This window comes from Martinezella sp. CNPSo 3795, from assembly GCF_057784475.1.
In genome coordinates this window covers 563,048-581,597 of the sequence record NZ_JBXSOQ010000002.1, presented here as the reverse complement: position 1 = coordinate 581,597, position 18,550 = coordinate 563,048, and the positions used below count along the sequence as shown (strand labels likewise).

The 18,550-nt window shown below is 60.4% G+C and carries 16 protein-coding genes; 6 read left to right on the top strand and 10 right to left on the bottom strand.

Going from position 1 to position 18,550, the window contains the following annotated elements:
- Window positions 1-19: 19 nt before the first annotated feature.
- A complete protein-coding gene (locus AC13QY_RS07545) occupies window positions 20-412 on the bottom strand; it encodes a hypothetical protein (RefSeq protein ID WP_183810312.1) in 393 nt (130 codons plus the stop codon).
- On the opposite strand from AC13QY_RS07545, the gene AC13QY_RS07540 reads away from it, so the two are divergent.
- Window positions 303-1,199, top strand: coding sequence for a LysR family transcriptional regulator (locus AC13QY_RS07540; RefSeq protein WP_488493115.1), 897 nt, complete (start codon window positions 303-305; stop codon window positions 1,197-1,199). The two genes, AC13QY_RS07545 and AC13QY_RS07540, sit on opposite strands and share 110 nt — an antisense overlap.
- Window positions 1,200-1,202: 3 nt before the next feature.
- Here AC13QY_RS07540 and AC13QY_RS07535 read toward each other — a convergent pair whose 3' ends face one another.
- Entirely contained in the window at window positions 1,203-2,699 is a 1,497-nt protein-coding gene (locus AC13QY_RS07535) for an aldehyde dehydrogenase family protein (protein WP_488493114.1), read from the bottom strand.
- 147 nt (window positions 2,700-2,846) lie between these two features.
- Between AC13QY_RS07535 and AC13QY_RS07530 the strand changes: the two genes are divergently transcribed.
- On the top strand, window positions 2,847-3,593 hold the full coding sequence (locus AC13QY_RS07530) for a glucose 1-dehydrogenase (RefSeq protein WP_488493113.1): 747 nt from the start codon (window positions 2,847-2,849) through the stop codon (window positions 3,591-3,593).
- A gap of 350 nt (window positions 3,594-3,943) precedes the next feature.
- Window positions 3,944-5,182: a phosphoglycerate dehydrogenase gene (serA, locus tag AC13QY_RS07525; protein ID WP_145634409.1), complete on the top strand. Its 1,239-nt coding sequence runs from the start codon at window positions 3,944-3,946 to the stop codon at window positions 5,180-5,182.
- Window positions 5,183-5,365: 183 nt separating this feature from the next.
- On the opposite strand, the gene AC13QY_RS07520 is transcribed toward serA, so the two are convergent.
- Window positions 5,366-6,853, bottom strand: coding sequence for a GMC oxidoreductase (locus tag AC13QY_RS07520; RefSeq protein ID WP_488493112.1), 1,488 nt, complete (start codon window positions 6,851-6,853; stop codon window positions 5,366-5,368).
- 121 nt (window positions 6,854-6,974) lie between these two features.
- Between AC13QY_RS07520 and AC13QY_RS07515 the strand changes: the two genes are divergently transcribed.
- Entirely contained in the window at window positions 6,975-7,862 is an 888-nt protein-coding gene (locus AC13QY_RS07515) for a sugar phosphate isomerase/epimerase family protein (protein WP_488493111.1), read from the top strand.
- 24 nt (window positions 7,863-7,886) lie between these two features.
- Here the strand turns inward: AC13QY_RS07515 and AC13QY_RS07510 are convergent, their stop codons facing one another.
- Window positions 7,887-8,735 carry a sugar phosphate isomerase/epimerase family protein gene (locus tag AC13QY_RS07510; protein ID WP_488493110.1) on the bottom strand — a complete coding sequence of 283 codons (849 nt, stop codon included), beginning with the start codon at window positions 8,733-8,735 and terminating at the stop codon, window positions 7,887-7,889.
- A 386-nt stretch (window positions 8,736-9,121) separates the two neighbouring features.
- On the opposite strand from AC13QY_RS07510, the gene AC13QY_RS07505 reads away from it, so the two are divergent.
- Window positions 9,122-10,096, top strand: a complete 975-nt coding sequence (locus AC13QY_RS07505; RefSeq protein ID WP_488493109.1) for a UDP-glucuronic acid decarboxylase family protein — start codon at window positions 9,122-9,124, stop codon at window positions 10,094-10,096.
- Window positions 10,093-11,067 carry a UDP-glucose 4-epimerase GalE gene (gene galE, locus AC13QY_RS07500; protein WP_488493108.1) on the top strand — a complete coding sequence of 325 codons (975 nt, stop codon included), beginning with the start codon at window positions 10,093-10,095 and terminating at the stop codon, window positions 11,065-11,067. The genes AC13QY_RS07505 and galE overlap by 4 nt, the downstream gene beginning before the upstream one ends.
- 3 nt (window positions 11,068-11,070) lie before the next feature.
- Here the strand turns inward: galE and AC13QY_RS07495 are convergent, their stop codons facing one another.
- Genes AC13QY_RS07495 through AC13QY_RS07470 form a run of 6 tightly spaced genes read right to left on the bottom strand, consistent with a single transcriptional unit; the run spans window position 11,071 to window position 18,369 of the window.
- Window positions 11,071-12,249, bottom strand: coding sequence for a glycosyltransferase family 4 protein (locus AC13QY_RS07495; protein ID WP_488493107.1), 1,179 nt, complete (start codon window positions 12,247-12,249; stop codon window positions 11,071-11,073).
- A gap of 47 nt (window positions 12,250-12,296) precedes the next feature.
- Complete coding sequence (locus AC13QY_RS07490; RefSeq protein ID WP_113331142.1) at window positions 12,297-13,037, bottom strand: class I SAM-dependent methyltransferase; 741 nt, start codon at window positions 13,035-13,037, stop codon at window positions 12,297-12,299.
- On the bottom strand, window positions 13,034-14,347 hold the full coding sequence (locus tag AC13QY_RS07485; RefSeq protein WP_488493106.1) for a glycosyltransferase family 2 protein: 1,314 nt from the start codon (window positions 14,345-14,347) through the stop codon (window positions 13,034-13,036). Before AC13QY_RS07485 ends, AC13QY_RS07490 begins: the two co-directional genes overlap by 4 nt.
- Window positions 14,344-15,567 (bottom strand): glycosyltransferase family 2 protein, encoded by a 1,224-nt coding sequence (locus AC13QY_RS07480; protein ID WP_488493105.1) that lies wholly within the window; start codon window positions 15,565-15,567, stop codon window positions 14,344-14,346. The genes AC13QY_RS07485 and AC13QY_RS07480 overlap by 4 nt, the downstream gene beginning before the upstream one ends.
- A complete protein-coding gene (locus AC13QY_RS07475; RefSeq protein ID WP_488493104.1) occupies window positions 15,548-17,371 on the bottom strand; it encodes an ABC transporter ATP-binding protein in 1,824 nt (607 codons plus the stop codon). Before AC13QY_RS07475 ends, AC13QY_RS07480 begins: the two co-directional genes overlap by 20 nt.
- Complete coding sequence (locus tag AC13QY_RS07470; protein ID WP_488493103.1) at window positions 17,368-18,369, bottom strand: glycosyltransferase family 2 protein; 1,002 nt, start codon at window positions 18,367-18,369, stop codon at window positions 17,368-17,370. Before AC13QY_RS07470 ends, AC13QY_RS07475 begins: the two co-directional genes overlap by 4 nt.
- Window positions 18,370-18,550: the final 181 nt, after the last annotated feature.

Sequence of the window (18,550 nt, the reverse complement as noted above, 5' to 3'; positions counted from 1 at the left end):
GACGCCCGAAAACTCGACCTCAAACGCGTTCTGGCCCGTACTCGATCGCGATCTGGTACCTCTTGCGCCCTGCTGCCTCCAGACGGTCTTCTTCGCAACTCCAGTATTGGATGCACCCGAAGAGAAAATCATGCTTGCGGCGTTCGTTGATCCCTCCCGATCCAAGCTGCCCGGTGGGTCGCTTGCGCCGTGCATCACAGGCGGCTTTTTTCCATGGTCGATCTTGTAACAATCGCATGAATATGCTCACGCTCGGAGGTGGTCGATCGGTATCGATCGGCGCGAGTGAGACCATAACAGCCATGCCAAATATCAATCTTAAATTGCTGCAAACCTTTCTTCTTGCAGCGGAATCCGGAAGTTTCCGCAAGGCCGCGGAAGAAAGCAATCGGTCACCTTCGGCGGTGAGCATGCAGATCAAGGATCTTGAGGAGCAGATCGGCATCAGCCTGTTCACACGCACGCCGCAGCGGGTCAATCTCACCAACGAGGGCCAGGCGCTGTTCGAGGAAGTTGGGCGTGCCATGGCCGACGTTCAGGCCAGTCTCGACAGGCTGGCGGAATTGGCCGCCCGCCGCAAAGGGAAAGTCCAGATCGCCTGCGCCCCGACGCTTGCCACCAGCCGGCTCGGCGACATCCTGTCGACCTTCAAGCTGCGCTATCCGCGCAGCATGGTCGAGGTGCAGGAAACCCCGCCGCAGGCAGCACTCGTCATGCTGCAGCAGCAGGAGGTGGAATTCTATATCGGCCCGGAGGTGCCCAACCTCAACGACTTCCACTTCGAATCGATCATCGACGATCCGCTCGTCGCCTGCATTCCCGAAGAGCTATACAGCGGTGAAAAAACGATCCGGCTAAAGACCATCGCCCAATTCCCGCTGATCATGCTCAATCGCAAGACCGCCGTTCGCGGACTCGTCGATCGCCTGACGCGCGAGGAAGGCGTCGAGCTTGATGTTCAATACGAAGTCGAGAGCGCACAAACCGCGCTAGCGCTCGCCGCGTCGGGGCTCGGCGTTTCGATCGTGCCTGGTATCGCGTTGCGGCAGAATGTCGACAGCCGCGTCCGCGTCGTAGCGCTCGACAATCCCAACGCCAGGCGGGCTGTCGGCATTATCACGACCCGTGGCTATGTGCAGCAGCGCTATGCCGAGCAACTCATCGCCCTTATCCGCACCAATCTGCGCGGCGAAGGCTGAACGCTAGTCCGTCTGTATCCAAACAGCCTTGGTTTCGAGATACTCGTGAAGGTGCTCGATACCACCCTCGCGCCCGTAGCCTGACATCTTCATGCCCCCGAATGGTACGGCCGGGTCGAGCGCATGATACATGTTCACCCAGACCGAGCCCGCCTTGATGCGGCGCACCAGCTTGTGCGCCAGTCCGAGATTTTGGGTGAAGATGCCCGCCGCCAGCCCGTAGGGCGATGCATTGGCGCGCTCGACCGCTTCCTCGATCGTATCGAAGGGCATGGCTGAAATGACCGGCCCGAAGATCTCCTCGCGGGCGATCCGCATCTCGTCCTTCACGCCGCCGAATACGGTCGGCGCGATGAAGTTTCCCTTGTCGTAGAGAGCTCCGGAAAGGCGCGTGCCGCCCGCGACCAAAGCGGCACCTTCACTCTGCCCAGATGCGATGAAACTCTCGACGACCCGCGCCTGGCGAGCCGAAATCAACGGCCCGATGTCGGTATCGGCTTCGATCCCGTGGCCGATCCGAAGCGACCGGGCAAAATCGGCGACCTTGGCGACGAATTCCTCGTGGATCTCACGCGCGACGAACAAGCGCGAACCGGCGATGCAAATCTGCCCCGAATGCGCAAAGACCGCCATGGCGGCGACGGGCACGGCCCGGTCTATGTCAGCATCGCGGCAGACAATCACCGGCGACTTGCCGCCGAGCTCCAGCGAAACACGTTTCAAGTTGCCGACCGCGGCGCGCGCGATCGATTGTCCGGTGGCGGTGGACCCGGTGAAGACGATCTTGTTAACGTCGGGATGCTCGGCCAGCCGGGCGCCCGCGACCGATCCCTTGCCGGTGACGATATTGACCACGCCGTCCGGCACGCCGGCCTCTTGCATGAGTTTGGCGATCAGCAGCGGCGTGAGCGGCGCATCCTCCGAGGGTTTCAGGACCACCGTGCAGCCCGTCGCCAGCGCCGGGGCGATCTTCCAGATCGATGCTGCGGTGGGCGCGTTCCATGGAATGATCGCACCGACGACCCCGATCGGCTCCCGGCGGGTGAAAGTCACGATCTCGCCGGGTATGGAATTGTCGATCACCTCACCGTGAAGGGCTGTCGCCATGCCGGCGTAAAACCGCAGCATGCCGATGACCCGACGCTTGTTGGCAAGCGTGCGTGTGATCGGCATGCCCATGTTCAGTGTATCGGAAACCGAAAGGCGCTCCCAATTCTCCTCAAATAGGTCAGAGATTTTCAGGAGCAGCGTCTGGCGCTCATAGGGCGAGAACTTCGACCACGGCCCTTCCAGAGCCTGACGCGCCGCGGCGACGGCGCGGTCGACATCGGCGGGAGCGGCCAACGGAACCGTTGCAAGGACTGCGCCGGTCGCCGGATCATAGGTCTCGCTGACTTCGCCGGATTGGGCCGCAACCCACTGGCCGCCGATGAACATTGGCCGGAAGCCACCATCGTAAAGCTCGGCCGCCATTTGCTTGGCGTCGAAAGTCAATGTCATGGCGCGGCCTCCCAGCTTCATTCTGTTGTCGATATTCACTATCAGACGGCCACAATACAAATAAAGAAAGCTAAAAAGGCGTTCAGATAATCGGACTGTGAAATCGCTTCGAGTTATCCGATGCTGTAGGAAATGGAGGAGCTTGACATGCGTCTTACGGGAAAAGTGGCGATCGTTACCGGTGGCGGATCGGGTTTCGGCGAAGGAATCGTCCGAAAATTCGTCGAGGAAGGCGCGCGGGTGGTGCTCGTCGATCGCGACCTCGCCGCAGCGGAGCGGGTGGCAACGCAGCACGAAGGATCGGTCGCACCGCTTGCCGGCGATGTCGCCACGCTCGACAGCCTCGCTGCCGCGCGAAATCTCGCGCTGGTGCGGTTCGGCGGCCTGCACATCCTCGTCAACAATGCCGGTATCGGACAGCCTCCAATGCCGATGGAGGATATGGATGAAGGCCTGTTCGAGCGCATCTTCAATGTCAACATCCGCTCGATCTACAATGGTGCGCGGGCGGTGCTGCCGCATTTCAAGGCCGAGCGGCACGGCGCCATTTTGAACATCGCCTCGACCGGCGGCGTCTCCCCTCGCCCCAATCTCACCTGGTACAATGCCTCGAAGGGATGGGGTATCGCTGCCACCCGAGCCATGGCCGTGGAGCTTGCTCCCTTCGGGATTCGCGTCAACGCGATCAATCCCGTCGCGGGCGATACGCCATTGCTCTCGACCTTCATCGGCTCCGACAGCGACGAAAGCCGGGCGCGGATCGTCGCCACCATTCCGATGGGGCGGCTTTCGACACCCGCGGACATGGGCAACGCCGCCGCTTTCCTCTGCTCGGACGAAGCGAGCATGATTACCGGCGTCGATCTCAATGTCGATGGCGGCAAGTGCATCTGAAGAGGCAGCGATGAAGGATATGTAAGAGATTGTCGTCGTTCATGGCGACGGCATCGGTCCGGAGGTCTGCGCAGTCGTGGTCGATGTCGGCACGGTAGCAAGGCTCGATTTTACTTTAGCCTGGTTCAAATTCACTCCGGCGTTGAAAAGATCGGGGCCGAATGGCGCTAGGAATGGTCGCTGGGATGAATGAATATGGGCTCGTCGCCATGGTGACTTGCTGGAGCAAGACTCCCGTCTCGCAAGCAAATCGAGTTTGTTCTTGCGCTGTCCTTTGGATGGTCTAAGTCATGGGGTCGTGGCGGCGAGTGGCGTCGGCCTAATCGAATTTGACGATCGAAGGTAATTCAATGACCGGACAACTTTCTCTTCCCCGTGACCGGATTTCAGTCCTTCTCCTGGAAGGGATCAGCCAGAGTGCGGTGGACTATTTTGCCTCATCCGGTTACGTCAATCTCACCCATTTGCCGAAGGCCCTCGATGACAAGGATCTCAAGAGCCACATCTCAGAAGCACACATCATCGGCATCCGGTCGCGCACGCAGCTGACAGAAGAGATTTTCGGCTCCGCCAAGAAGCTCATGGCGGTCGGCTGTTTTTCCGTGGGAACGAATCAGGTCGATCTGGATGCGGCTCGTCGGCGCGGGATCCCGGTGTTCAACGCTCCCTATTCGAATACGCGCTCGGTTGCCGAACTCGTCATCGGTGAAATCATCATGCTGACCAGGCGGATTTTTCCGCGTTCGGCTTCGGCTCATGCAGGCGGATGGGATAAATCCGCCGAAGGCAGTCGCGAGATGCGCGGGAAAACGCTCGGTATCGTGGGCTACGGCAATATCGGCTCGCAGCTAAGCGTCCTTGCCGAGAGCATGGGTATGAACGTTCGCTATTTCGATCCGTCGGACAAGCTTCGCCACGGCAATTCGGAATCCATGGCTTCGCTTGGCGAGTTGCTCGAAATCGCGGATTTCGTGACGATGCATGTTCCCGAAACCAGCTCGACCCAGAACATGATCACTGAGGCCGAGCTGCGCAGGATGAAGAAGGGTGCCTTCTTCATCAACAACTCCCGCGGCACCGTGGTCGATCTTGATGCGCTTGCGAAGGTCTTGAAAGAGGGACACCTCGCCGGCGCGGCCGTCGACGTGTTCCCCAAGGAGCCGGCATCGAACAAGGAACGCTTCGAAACGCCGCTGCAAGGTTTGGACAATGTGATTCTCACTCCGCATATCGGCGGATCGACCGAAGAAGCCCAGGAGCGTATCGGCAGGGAAGTTTCCAGGAAGCTTGTTGAATATTCCGATGTCGGCTCGACGCTCGGCGCGGTCAACTTCCCCCAGGTTCAGTTGCCTCCGCGTCCAAACGGCACGCGTTTCATCCATGTCCACGAAAATCGCCCGGGGATCCTAAACAGCCTGAATACGATCTTTTCATCGCGCGGGTTGAATATCGTCGGCGAGTTCCTGCAGACACACGGCGAAACGGGTTACGTGGTTATCGAGGTCGAAGGCGTTGGCCAAACGGCGAATGAGATACTCGACACGCTTCGCCAGATCCCGGGAACGATACGAGCGCGATTGGTCTACTGACCGATCTGCTGTTGACGACGGTGGCCCTTTCGGTGACGATAAGGGCGCACACCCCTTCACTATCATCGATCCATAGCGTTGAACGCGACCTGACATCGTCCAGCAGACCTACCACTTTCAGCAAGGCTTGCGGGCCGAGATCGGACCTCGAGTTTTTCCTCAATAATTCAGCGGGTCTCTCGATCAGGCGATACGGCGAGCGGCAGCGATCCGGGTGGCGCCGATACTGGCAAGAGCGACGCTGAACAGGGTCGGGTTTGTGGCGGTCTTCGTGGGAATGACCCCATTGCCGGCAACATAGAGGTTGTCGAAGCCCCAGACCTTGGAATTCCTGTCGCAAACGCTGGTGCCATCGTCGCGCTCGCCCATACGGATCGTGCCCTGATAATGCAGCGACGAGCCGACCGGCTGCACGAAGGTGGCAAAACCGGGCGCCGGGCGACCGATAATGGCGGAAATTCGCTGGGCATGGCCCTTGGCCTCTTCGAGGCGCGCCTTGTCGCCCTCCGACTGATGCCAATGGATGGAAATAGCCGGCAGCCCGAGCCAGTCACGGCGATCGTCATCGAAGGTGACACGGTTGTCGGCGCTGATATCGGAGGGCACGAAAACGCCCATGCCAATCGGCTGGCCGCTCATGTCGCTGGCATGCGGCATCGAGTGCAGGCTCGCCGGGGCGATGGTGACCGAATAGGGGAAATCCTTGGTAGCCGGAATCCAGCTCATCGCGGTCATGGGCACATCGGTTTGCATCTCGGTGATCTGCGAGACGATATAATGGTCGTTGATGTAGCGGCCGAGCGCTTCAGGGCGGATGCCGGAGGCGTAGAGCAGCTGAGGAGAATGCAGCGAGTCGCATGCAACGACGACCGTGCCGGCCCTGACAATGAAGGTTTCCTCCGAGCCGGCGCAGGCAAGTTCGACCCCCGTGACATGACCATTTTCGTGGATCACGCGGCGGCAGGCGGTTTCAGAGAGAATATGAAAGCTCTCCTCGGGCTCGTCGACAAGGTCGCCGAGAACGACGTCAGTGCCGTGATAGCGCAGGCCATCAGGACCCGGCGTTGCCGCGAGTGGCATTGGCTGGACGAAGCGATCGGGTGAGCGACCGGGATTGAAGACCTCGCCCAGGCGCTCGCGCATGGCGATTGCCGCGGCATCGCCCGCACGTGGGTCCTTGTTGGTACCCAGCAATCGCGCCGACACGGCCAGGGCCTCATGCATCTCATCGGTGGGGATGAAGGGCACCAGTTCGATCTCTGATGGCACCGGCGTGCCGGTCGACCATTTGGTGCCCATGCCGCCGACATTGGCCGCCGAGAAGCCGGCGAAGAGGTTCTCATCCTGGGCATCGGCGTCATTGGCGATAAAAAGGCCCGAGCGGCGCAGCAACGAATGATCGAAGCCGCCAGCGCGGCGGGCCTCCCACTCTTCCTTGTTGATTGGCATGCGCGGGCTGCGGTCGCCGCCCTGGGCGCGCACCTCGCAGGCCGCGCGCTCGTCGAGATCGAGAATATTGTCGAGATGTGCGCCCTTTTGCGGCAGAATCTGCGGGCCGGCTTCCACCATCAGGATACGCGCTTCCGGCCAATTATTCCTGATGATCCGTGCATAGGCCGACCCAGTCGGGCCACTTCCGATGATGACGACGTCGGCGGACTGACGAGACATTCCTGCTATTCCCCACTCTTAAATCAATTTGATTGCAAACAAAGATGTATCGTAGCCGAAGTCAACCGGGATTGTTAAGTTGCCGAACAAAGTTTTTGCGAAAAGCTCGAGGAGAGGCACGATGAAGGTAGGTCTGAGTTCATACAGTTTCCGTCCGTTGATGCAGAGCGGCGCCATGCAGATCGAGGATGTCTTTGCCTGGGTCGGCAAACATGGCGGCGATCATGTCGAACTGGCGACGCTTTCTGTGGCGCCCGAAGGGCAGGACCTGCGATATGAACTCGCCGATGACGGGGAGATGCTGGGGCGGCTGAAGGGCGCGTCCCAGAAAAACGGCGTCCCGCTTTCCGGTCTCTGCATGTCCGGCAATTTCATTGATGACGGCGAACGCGCATTCCAGCTTGGCCGGCTGAAGCGTTATGTCGAGCTTTGTGACAAGCTCGGTGTCCGCTTCCTGCGCCACGATGTCGTGCCCTGGTCGCTCCGCGCAACGGAGCCCGGCCAGTTCGAAGCGGCATTTCCGGCGATCGCCGACGCCACCCATGAGCTCGCCGCGCATGCCGGGCGCTATGGCGTGACCACCAGCGTCGAGGATCACGGGTTCTTCATGAATTCCAGCGAGCGGATCAAGCGGCTTCTTCATGCCGTCAATCTGCCGAGCTTCAGGCTGACGGTCGATATCGGCAATTTCCTCTGCGTCGACGAGAATCCGCTCACGGGGACGCGTGCCTGCCTCTCTCATGCAAGTTTCATCCACCTCAAGGATTTCTATGTGCGCCAGTCAGCGCCTGGCGCGGACTGGCTGCGGACGGTCGGCGGCCAGGCAATCCGCGGCTCGGTCTTCGGCTATGGCGACCTGCCTGTCAGGTCCATCATCGAGGACATCGTCGCCTCGGGCTATGACGGCTTCGTCTCGCTGGAATATGAAGGCAACGAGCCAACGCAATTTGGCTGCGAAACCGGCCTGAAGAATGCGAAGGCAATGTTTGCGGCCGCCGCCGGCCGCTAACCATCGCCCGCTGCAATCCAGCCGTCAGAGCGCGGCGATCCGATCGACGCGCTTCTTCAAATCGGCGAGGCGCTGTCGGTCGCCTCCCGGCACCTCGAGGGAGGCCCAGCCGGAATAGCCAATATCAGACAGGGCCTTGTTGACCGCGGCCCAATCGCAGTCGCCCTCGCCCAGTTCGACATCGAAGCCCTTCCATGGGCCTTCGCTGTTCATCTTTTCCAGGCTGTATTCCTTGATGTCGATTTTCAGGATGCGCTCGCCGAGCGCCTCGATCCAATGGGTCGGCCGGCCGTAGCGGAGTACATTGCCGACATCGAAATACCAGCCGAGCTTCGGATGGCGGAAGCGATCGATGAAATCCGCCGCCTCAAGGGGGCTTAGCAAAAAGTCGTTCCACACGTTTTCGAGCGCGATCGATACGCCGCTCTCTTCCGCGGCGGGCAGGATCCTGGCGATTTCCTCGCGAGCTCTCCCGTAGGCGGTCTTGTAACTGGTGCCCGCATTGACAACGCCGGGAACGAGCAGCACCGTCGTCGCGCCATAGAGCTTCGCATCATGCAGAGCCTTGATCATCGAATCGACACAAGCCTGGCGTGCCGATGGATCGGGATCCGTCAGCGGACGCTTCCAGTGTACGGCATTGACGAGGCCGGGGATAGCGAGCCCAGTCTTGTCGCGGGCATTCAGAACTTCGTCGAGCGGCAGATCATTGGGCGCATCGAGCTCCACCCCGTCATAGCCGAGATCCCGCAGGAGCTGGAACTTCTCCAGGATGGAGAGCGAAGGCTCCTCGACCATGCCCCATTTCAGGCTGATCTTCGCCAACGGGCGAGCGGAAACGGGCGAAAAGGAATTAGCAGCGGATTCGGTCATTGATAGGTCTTCGCATGGCATGGTCGGATAGCGGCGGCACTATGTCAGCCAATCCAGGGCCGATCAATCGATCATTGGCAGCCAGGACGCGATGCCCGCCATGCTGCCGTCCGGAAGGCTTTCGGCTTCCATCAGACTAAAGTCCAATCCACGACAGGACCTAGGCCCGAAGATGCAATCTTTGGTCCTAATGCCATGGATTGCCCGGGCCTTTGCGCCAGTTGTTTCCGGCGATGGAAGCGGTCGGATACCCGTCCGCTGTCGTAATGCATGCGGAGAAGGTCGATGAATATCAACGGCGTCCTTGAAAGCGGCATCCGAGCCCCGGCATCCGACATAGTTTCCGACGGCGGCGATATCACGCCACCAGTGGCGAGATAACCGTCATGCAGCAAACAAAGCGAATCCTAGTTACCGGCGGCGCAGGTTTTCTTGGCTCCTTCCTATGCGAACGGCTTTTGCGTGAAAAACACGAGGTTATCTGCGTAGATAATTTTTTTACAGGACGGAAAAGCAACGTCTCGCATCTGCTCGATAGCAGATCTTTCGAAATCGTACGCCACGACATTACCTTCCCCATTTATGTGGAGGTCGACGAGATCTACAACCTCGCCTGTCCGGCGAGCCCGGTTCACTATCAGTTCGATCCGGTGCAGACCACCAAGACCAGCGTCCACGGCGCGATCAACATGCTTGGCCTCGCCAAGCGGGTCGGCGCCAAGATCCTCCAGGCCTCGACATCCGAAGTCTATGGCGATCCCGAGATCCATCCCCAACGGGAGGAGTATTGGGGCCGGGTGAACCCGATAGGCCCGCGCTCCTGCTACGACGAGGGCAAGCGCTGCGCGGAGACCCTGTTCTTCGATTACTGGCGTCAACACCGGCTACGGATCAAGGTGGCGCGCATCTTCAACACCTATGGCCCAAGGATGCGTCCCGACGACGGCCGCGTCGTCTCCAACTTCATTGTGCAGGCGCTGCAGAACAAGCCGATAACGGTCTATGGCAGCGGCCAGCAGACGCGCTCGTTCTGCTATGTCGACGATCTTATCGATGGCCTGGTTCGCCTGATGGGAACAAAGGACGAGATCACAGGCCCGATCAATCTCGGCAACCCGGCGGAGTTTACGATGCTGGAACTTGCCAATCTCGCGATAGAACTGACCGGCAGCCGCTCGGCGATAAAATACCTGCCACTGCCGGCCGATGATCCCAGGCAACGGCAGCCGGATATCGGGGTCGCGTCGCGCGAACTCGGTTGGAAACCGAAGGTTCAGTTGAAAGCCGGGCTTGGCAAAACGATCGCCTATTTCGAGGAACTGCTTTCGTCTGGCCGTTCGCACGCGATCGCCGCCGAATGAAGACGGTCCTTGTCACCGGCGGAGCCGGCTATATCGGATCGCATTGCTGCAAGGCCTTCGCAAAGGCTGGATGGTCGGTTGTCACCTACGACAATCTCTCCCGCGGCTGGCGTGACGCCGTGAAATGGGGGCCGCTGGTCGAGGGCGACATTGCCAACCGCGAGACGGTCGCGGCGACATTGCGCCAATACCGTCCGGATGTGGTCGCCCATTTCGCGGCCTATGCCTATGTCGGCGAATCCGTCGAGTTTCCTGAACTCTACTATCGGAACAACACATTCGGGACGTTGGTTCTCATCGAGGAAATGCTCAAAGCGGGCGTCAACCGGCTGATCTTTTCAAGCACCTGCGCATCCTATGGCATTCCGAGCCGCACCCCGATTGACGAGACCCATCCGCAGTGGCCGATCAATCCCTATGGATGGTCGAAGTTCATGATCGAGCGGATGGTGGAGGATTTCTCGCGCGCCCACGGCCTCAACGCGGTAATGCTGCGATACTTCAATGCAGCCGGCTGCGATCCCGATAGCGAGATCGGTGAACGGCACGAGCCCGAGACGCATGTCGTGCCGCTCGCCATAGAAGCGGCGATCAGACCGGGCCGAACCTTCACCATCAACGGCACCGATTTCGACACGCGCGACGGAACGGCCATCCGCGACTACATCCACGTCAGCGATCTCGCGCAGGCTCATGTCCTTGGTGGAGAGAAGCTGTTGCGGGATGAGGGTGTACACATCTACAACCTCGGCACCGGCAACGGAACGACCGTTAGGGAATTGGTCGATGCCGTCAGCCGCATTTGTGGACGCAGCCTTCCGGTTGCCTATGGTCCGCGCAGGGCTGGCGATCCACCGGCTCTTGTGGCTGCGGCCGATAAAGCCGAGCGAGAGCTTGGATGGGTGCCCAGGCATTCCAGCATCGAAAGGATTATCGAGACGGCGCTCGCCTGGTATCGCGACCGGACGTGATCCTTACCTGCGTGCCGTTGTCAGAAACTCATCGAGAGCGGCGCCAACCGCTTCGATCGAAAATTTTTCCATCACCCGCCGTCGGGCGGCGGCACCCAATCGAGCGCGAAGAGCTTCATCATCTTTCAATCTCGCCAAGGCCGACGCGATTTCGTCGGGCTGTTCCTGCGCGACCATCAGGCCGCCCGAGGCCTCGCCGTCGACGAGAATGTCCGGCAGGCCTTGTGCATCCGAAGCGATGACGGGAAGGCCGCAGGCCATGGCTTCCAATGGCGCGACCGGCATGCCCTCGATACGGGAAGCCGTTACATAGACGTCCGCGGCCGATAGCCAGCAGCGGATCAAGGTTCGGTCCGTCATGTAGCCGGACAACCATTGCACGTTCGCCAGTTCGCTTGCGCGAACGAGTTTGGCGAAAGCGTCATTGTCCTGACCCGAGCCAATGATCACCAATCGGCACGCAGAAACACCGGCGAAGCGTTCCCAGGCCTTGAGAAGCACATCGAGCCCCTTGCGGCGGATATCGATGCGCCCGTGATTGACGACGATGAAGCAATCCCGCGGCAGGCCAAGATTTGCTCGCGCCTCGCCGCGATCCATCGCGTACCATTCCTGGGTAGCCAGCGGATTGGGGATATTCGCTATATTGGGAGCAATGCGTGGATAGGCCCTGGCAAGACGCTCACGCTCCGCTGAAGACGCAACGATCAGGCCGCGGCACGCGCGCAGCGAAAGCCGTCTTGCAGCGGCCTCGACCCAGGACAGCGTGCGATCCCCTCCCTGAAAGGTGGCATAGAGTGGGAGGTCCAAGCCTCGTGCCAGCCATGCCAGCGCATCGAAGCGCGTATATTCATACTCTTGGGCAAGCAGTAGATCGCATTTGGAGCGGCAAAGAATCTCGCGGAAGGCTGAAAGCGGTGTTGCAGACCAGCGTCGCAGGCTATAGGCGGCAGGAGAATGGCCCTGGCGTGGCCGCTTTGCCGGTGCGACCCAGATCGGCGTGCCCGTGCCGGGATGTTCATAGCACTCAATCCTGTTCACTCGCTCCGATGCACAGACGATGATCGGTTTGTGGCCGGCCAAACCCAGTGCCGCCGCATAGCCGAACAGCCAGCCTCCCGTCATCCGCTCGACGAAATCCTGAAGTTCAAGCCCGATCGGATCGAGAAATTCTTCGATCACGTCTCCCCATGGGAAAAGCGCGATCACCTTTGACGTCTGGTCACCTCTCATTTGCGCCAGGCAAAGGCCGTCTCGGTGCCACGCGTGGATGGCCGGTGCATCAAGTAACCGAGAAAGGTCACGGGCGCGGCCAGCGCATAGAGGACCTTGCGACGACGGCGTCCGATGCGGGAAAACGAAACGTCGTGGAAAAACGCGGTGGCGGCGTTGATGAAGGTGGCGCGCCGTTCCGGGCGTCTGTCGAAAAGGGCCGCGAGTTCCGGGTCCCGATATCCCCGCCTGACATGGCCCCATTCGCGCATCAGTTCGCTTTCATGCGGACAATGGCGTTTCATGACGCTGAAATAGGGATAATGCCAATTGATCTCGGGGGTGGAGATCAGGACATATCCGCCCGGCCGTACCACCCGCAGCGCCTCCTGCGCTGCGCGGCGGTCGTCCTCGATGTGCTCCAGCACGTCGAACATGGTGACGATATCGAAACTGTCGTCATCCATTGGCAGCGAGCAGGCGTCGCCGCAAATGAAGGTCGATTTCGCCCAGGACGGCTGATGGTCGGCCAGTTCGGGGTCGATATCGAGCGTGACGATTTCGGCTTGCGGATAAAGGATGCTGGCAAGACCGCTGCGACCGCCGCCGATTTCCAGCACCCGTCCGGTGCCTCCGGTTTCCGCCGGCGCCACCCGATGGATGGCGCGCATCTTTTCGCGATAAAACAGACCATCCGTCAAGCCGTTCGGATAAGGGTTTCCGGACAGAAACTGGCCAAGCGCTGCTTTCTTGATCATCGCGATATTCCCTTTTCAGCCTTAGCAGCGGTCCCCATCGGGGTTCGCCGCATTCTCCAGCCGAAGCGCAGGAGAAACTGCAGGCCGGCGAGCCAGCCCTCTACTTCGGCCGCCAAAATTCCGAGCCTGCCCGGAGGCCCTTCGAAAAGCGCCTTGACGAAGGTCTTGGCAAAATAGACCGGCAGCTGCTTGCCGATGCGCACGATGTTTCCGCGATCGCCGAAATTGTCGTATTGCGTCACGAGGGCTGCGACATGGCCCTTCATATAGGCTTTAATCTGCCGCTTGAGGCCGGGCCAATCGCTGCGATGGTGGTGGAAGACAACGGCCCGGGGTTCGTAGAGGCATACGCCGCCGGCCGCCAACAGTCGGTACCAAAGCTCCGAATCCTCGGAGCATCCCGCCGCCCCCGCGCCGAGGCGTTCGTCAAAGAGGCCAACCCGCTCGAATACGCAGCGTCGAAAGGCCATGTTGGCACCGGCGCCGATCTTCCAGACATGGGCTCCGCTCGGCCGCGTCTCCTCAAAGAAACGCCTGTCGAAGGTGAGCGGCACAAAGGTGGAGCCAAAGCCGCCCATGGTGAACTGAAAGGAGCATTGCGCCGCCGTATCGAGACGCGCCGGCAGCACAAGACCGGTGAACGCGTCGACGACATTCCGTTCCGCAAAGGCACGCGCGATCTCCGCGGTCCAGCCCGGATGGGCTTCGACGTCGTCGTCGGTGAAAGCGACGATATCAAACTGGCTCGCTTGAATCCCAGTGTTCCGGGCTCGACTTAGACCGGCATGGGGCTCGTGGACATAGCGAAAATCGGGGAATTGCCTGCAGATGTGCCTGGCGTTCCCGTCTTCGGAATTGTCGACGATGACGACCTCGCCCGGAGCGCTGCGTTGCGCTGCGAGGCTGGCCAGACATTTGCTCAGGGCCGGACCACGATCACGGGTGCAGACGATCACGGAGACATCCCGCGCCGAAGCCGAGGATGGAATTGCGATCGCATCGAGCGTCTCTACCAGATTTTCCGATTCAAGCGCGGTCTCCAGCGAGAGCGCGGGCTCGGGCTGTCCTTCATAGGTGGCACGCAACGGCGCGCCCAGCCCGACGCTGCGCGCTTGGAGTTGTGCGGCCGCATGTTCGGCAGCAAGCTGGCGCAATTGAGAGGCACCGTGAGGTAGCTCGTCCTCCAGGGACGCCCGTGCCCCGAGCGGCAAGTCCTTCCACCAGAAGATCGACAATGCGGGCGCGCGAGCGCCGCCGATATCCGCAGCAGCAAGATCGACATGCCTCACCTCAAAACGCTCCGTCGTCATGAATTGCGCTCCCGGATCGACCTGATACGGGCGCGCGAGCGATCGTATTCACCGGCAAGGCCGTAGATTCCGCCCCACAGCTCCGCGATACCGAAACGCAGCTCATGCCCACGCAGCCGCCGCGCAGCGCGGGCAAGCGCCTTCAACTGGTCGAAGAACCACCAGCGGACCATGGCGCGATGGCGCGCTCGCATCACGCGATCGGTGCGATAGCTCTTGACGAGAAAGGCCATCATGCCAAGACCCCAGGTCCAGTATTGCCGCCTGAGCTGCGGAATGGTTTCGCGATGCTCGTGATAAACCGCATATTCCGGCTCATAGATCATCGAGCGTCCGGAGCGCAGGACGCGGTAAAAGATATCGAGATCCCCGCCTCCGGGCAGCGGCGCGCCCGTATCGAGCGCCTCGTCGAAACCGCCGAGCTCGATCAGCAACGCGCGGTCAAAGGCCATGTTGCAGCCGGCGCCGAGAATGCCGGCGCCAACGGGATGGAGCGGATTGTCAAAGCGCGCCTTGTGAAACTCCCGCCGCGCAAAGCCGCGGCCGAACCCTCCGCGCCGCTCGAAAAAGACCTGCGCCTCGGTGTCGAGACGAAACGGCAGCACGAGGCCGGTGAAACCGCCGACGCCAGGGTTGTCGCGGCACGCCTTGGCAAGGCCTGCAAGCCAATTGCGGTCCACCACGACATCATCGTCCAGATAGGCGATAATGTCGCCCCAAGCCGCATGAAGGGCGGCGTTTCGGGCGAAATCCAACCCAGCCTTCGGTTCGAAAACGTAGCGGATATCGCGGAAACTCTCGGCGGCTTCGCGCGTGGCCGCATCCACCGAGGCATTGTCGACCACGATGATTTCGACGAACTGGAAAGGAGATTCATCCCGAACCTGATCGAGCGACCGCAGCAATCGGGAGAGGCGCTGCGCACGATCCTTGGTGCAGATCGCGATGCTGAGACTGGGCAGCGTGGTCTCGCTCGCCGGCAAGCGCGCCCTCAGCTCCTCCTCCAACTTCGCGACGAGGATGCGTTCCGCAAATCGCTCATCGGCAAGGGATTTCAGGCTCTCGGCCGGCAGCATGGATCCGGCGGATCGCTCGATCATTTCAAATGCGATCAGCCGGCCCTGCCATCGCGCGATCAAGCCGACACCGGTCTGCTCAGCCGAGAGTTCGATCGGCGCCAGGGGCTTCGACAACTCGATATCAATAAGCTTGTAACTCATCACCCAACTCCCGCCCGCCGCGGCGACCGTGCTGAAATTCGTGGAGCCTGGAAAAATGTCCCTGCCGTTTAAAAAGCTCATCCGGCGAACCAGCCTCGACCACACGGCCCTTCGTCATGACAATGATCTGATCGGCGGCCAGAACGGTCGAGAGCCGGTGAGCGATCACGACAACGGTGCGGTTGTGTGAGTACTCGTCGAGCGCCAGCTGAAACGCCTGTTCGGTTTCGGCGTCGAGCGCGTTCGTCGCCTCGTCCAGGAGCAGAATATCGGGATTTCGAAGGATCGTTCGCGCAAGGGCCACGCGCTGCCTTTGCCCGCCCGACAGGCGCATTCCCTGATCGCCGATCCGTGTGCCGTAGCCATCCGGAAGCAGGCGGATGAAATCGTCCGCCTTGGCGATTTCGGCAGCCTTGCGGATCTCGGCCGGCCCGGCCTCCAGATCGCCATAGGCGATGTTGGCTGCAATCGTGTCGTTGAAGAGATGGACCTCCTGCGACATCAGCGACAGGCGCTTGCGCCAGCTGCGGAGATCGAATTCGGAAAGAGGCATGCCGTCTGCCACGATCGCACCGGATGTCGGATCCATGAAGCGAAAGAGCAGCGCCATGACCGTGGACTTACCAGCCCCCGATTCACCGACGATCGCCGTGGTTTTGCCAGCGGGAATGCTGAAGGAGACATCCTCCAGCGCAAGCGGCTGACCAAGCGCATAGCGGAAGGAGACATTGCGGAATTCGACGGCTTTCTTGAAGCCGGGCGCCTGCACGTGCCCCTGCGAGAGAAAAGGCTTCTCCGTCGTGCGGAGGAAGTCGTCGACATCGTCGATGCTGCCGGCGAGGCCGTCGAGCGCGATCTTTGATTGCAGCAACTCGCGCGTTGGGCCTTGCAGACGATATAGCAGCGAGAGAAACGCGGCCAGTGCCGCAATGCCCAATCCTACCGATTGAGCGACAAGAACGAGCGCACCGATCAGGATCGTAATCGAGATTTCCGAGACGGGTCCCGGTGTCGCCCACAGCATATCGAGCTTCAAAAGGCGTCGCCGCACATTGTCGGAAGTCTTTCGGAAACGATTGCGTTCATAGTCTTCCTGGGCGAAAGCGCGGATCAATTGCAGCGCGTTGATGCTCTCCCACATCCTCAGGCCGAACTGCTTGTTTTCCTCGACAACGGCCTTGCCGGTCTCGTCCGCACGCCGCGTGGCCAGGCGAATGGCCATGGCGCCCATGAGCAGGAACATCATCGAGAAAAAGGTCAGCCGGACGGAAATCAGCAGCATCAGCAGCATGAAGACGGCGAAGGTGCAGAAGCAGATCATCAAACGGTAGGCGAGGCTTAGGGCCTGACTGACTTTCCAGGTGTTGTTGGCGATCGTCGTGATGATATCGGAGCGTTTGTTTTCCACCCGGTAGTCGATGCACGAGCTTATCGTCTGATCGAAGACCCTTGCTCTTAGCCGATGCGCAACGAGACCGTCGATATACCGGGTCACCCAGATATTGACGAGATGGACGGCGTTCTTCAGAAGGATACTGACGCACAACACGCCCACCAGGAATGCCGTCAAATGGCTCTGTGGAACGGGCGCGAGCAGCCGGTCGAAAATTCGCTGCCATTCTCCCTGCTGCGCCGCTACGGCACCGAGACTCTGAATGAGGGGAATGAAGAGAAAGAGGCCTGCCCCCTCGAGAACCGCGGCGGCCAGGCCGAGCCCGATGATGGTCGGTCCTGCCCAGGCAGGCGCCTCCGCCAGGCGGAAGAGCCGTTGCAGGCGCGTGAGAAACGAACCGCCCGGCCTCACGGGATCGTCTCCATATAGAGCGGCCGCAACTCCGCGTTTCTTTGCAATCCCCTCAGCCGAGCCTTGAGCCAATCGGGAACCAGCCTGGCACGGCAATATACGTCCAATATGTTTGGCAGGCTCGAAATCGCCTGACGTGGCTCCAATGTCAGAAATCGCCGAAACAGATCACAACCATCGAAAAAGCGCCCGCTGACAAAAGCTCTGACGACCAGCCAATGGATCATATCGACCAGATGGGCATCGAGATCGCTGCCATACTGAGGATATTTTTCACGATACTCGGCGAGGACGATTTCGCATGAAGAGAGCATCCGCCTGACGTCGCTCGACATGTTCGTGTTCGTCATGCGGTAGCCGATCAAGTGCTGCTGTATGACGCGGAATTCGTAATTCTCCGCAATTCTGAGGCAGATCAGAAGATCCTCGCAACCCTGCGCGTTGCGTGCCCTTAAGGATGGGTCGAACTGCCCAGCGTCTTCGAAGGCGGAACGACGCATGAGCATCGAACTGCCGTTGCCGACGAAATTGTTTCTGCACATGCGCTGAAGCACGTGTCCTTCATGGCTTGGCCGGTTATGCAGCGAAAACACGCGGCTATGTTCGTCGATGAGCGCATACCAGCAATAGGCCAATCCCACCGACGGCCCGCCCACGTCAAGCGCTTGCCACTGAAGGGCGATCTTTGACGGAGCCCATAAATCGTCGGCATCGATAAATGCGAGAAATTCAGCGTCGGTCGCGGCCGCACCGTTGTTACGCGCGACGGCGACACCACTATTGGCCTGCCGAAGGATCCGGATTCGCGGATCCTGCCTCGCGTATTCAGCCACGATCGATAATGATCGATCCGAAGAACCATCATCGACAATGATGATATCGAGCTCCTGATGCGTCTGGCGACAGATGCTGGCCAGGGTCGCACCGATCGTTCGTTCGACATTGAACATCGGTACGACGACCGCAACGGTGGTCCTTCGCTTAGCTTCCACAGCCATTGCCACCCTTGGCGACGAAGCCGATGATACAGCTACCGACGGAAGCATTGGCGAATGCCGGGGCTGGGATGCCGCTTTCACGCGCGCCGTTCATATTCATCGATCTCTCCGCATGCACTACGACAGCGGCCGAATATCCCGCCGCTTCCCTCGCGGGAAACAACTGGCGTAAAGGTCGGGG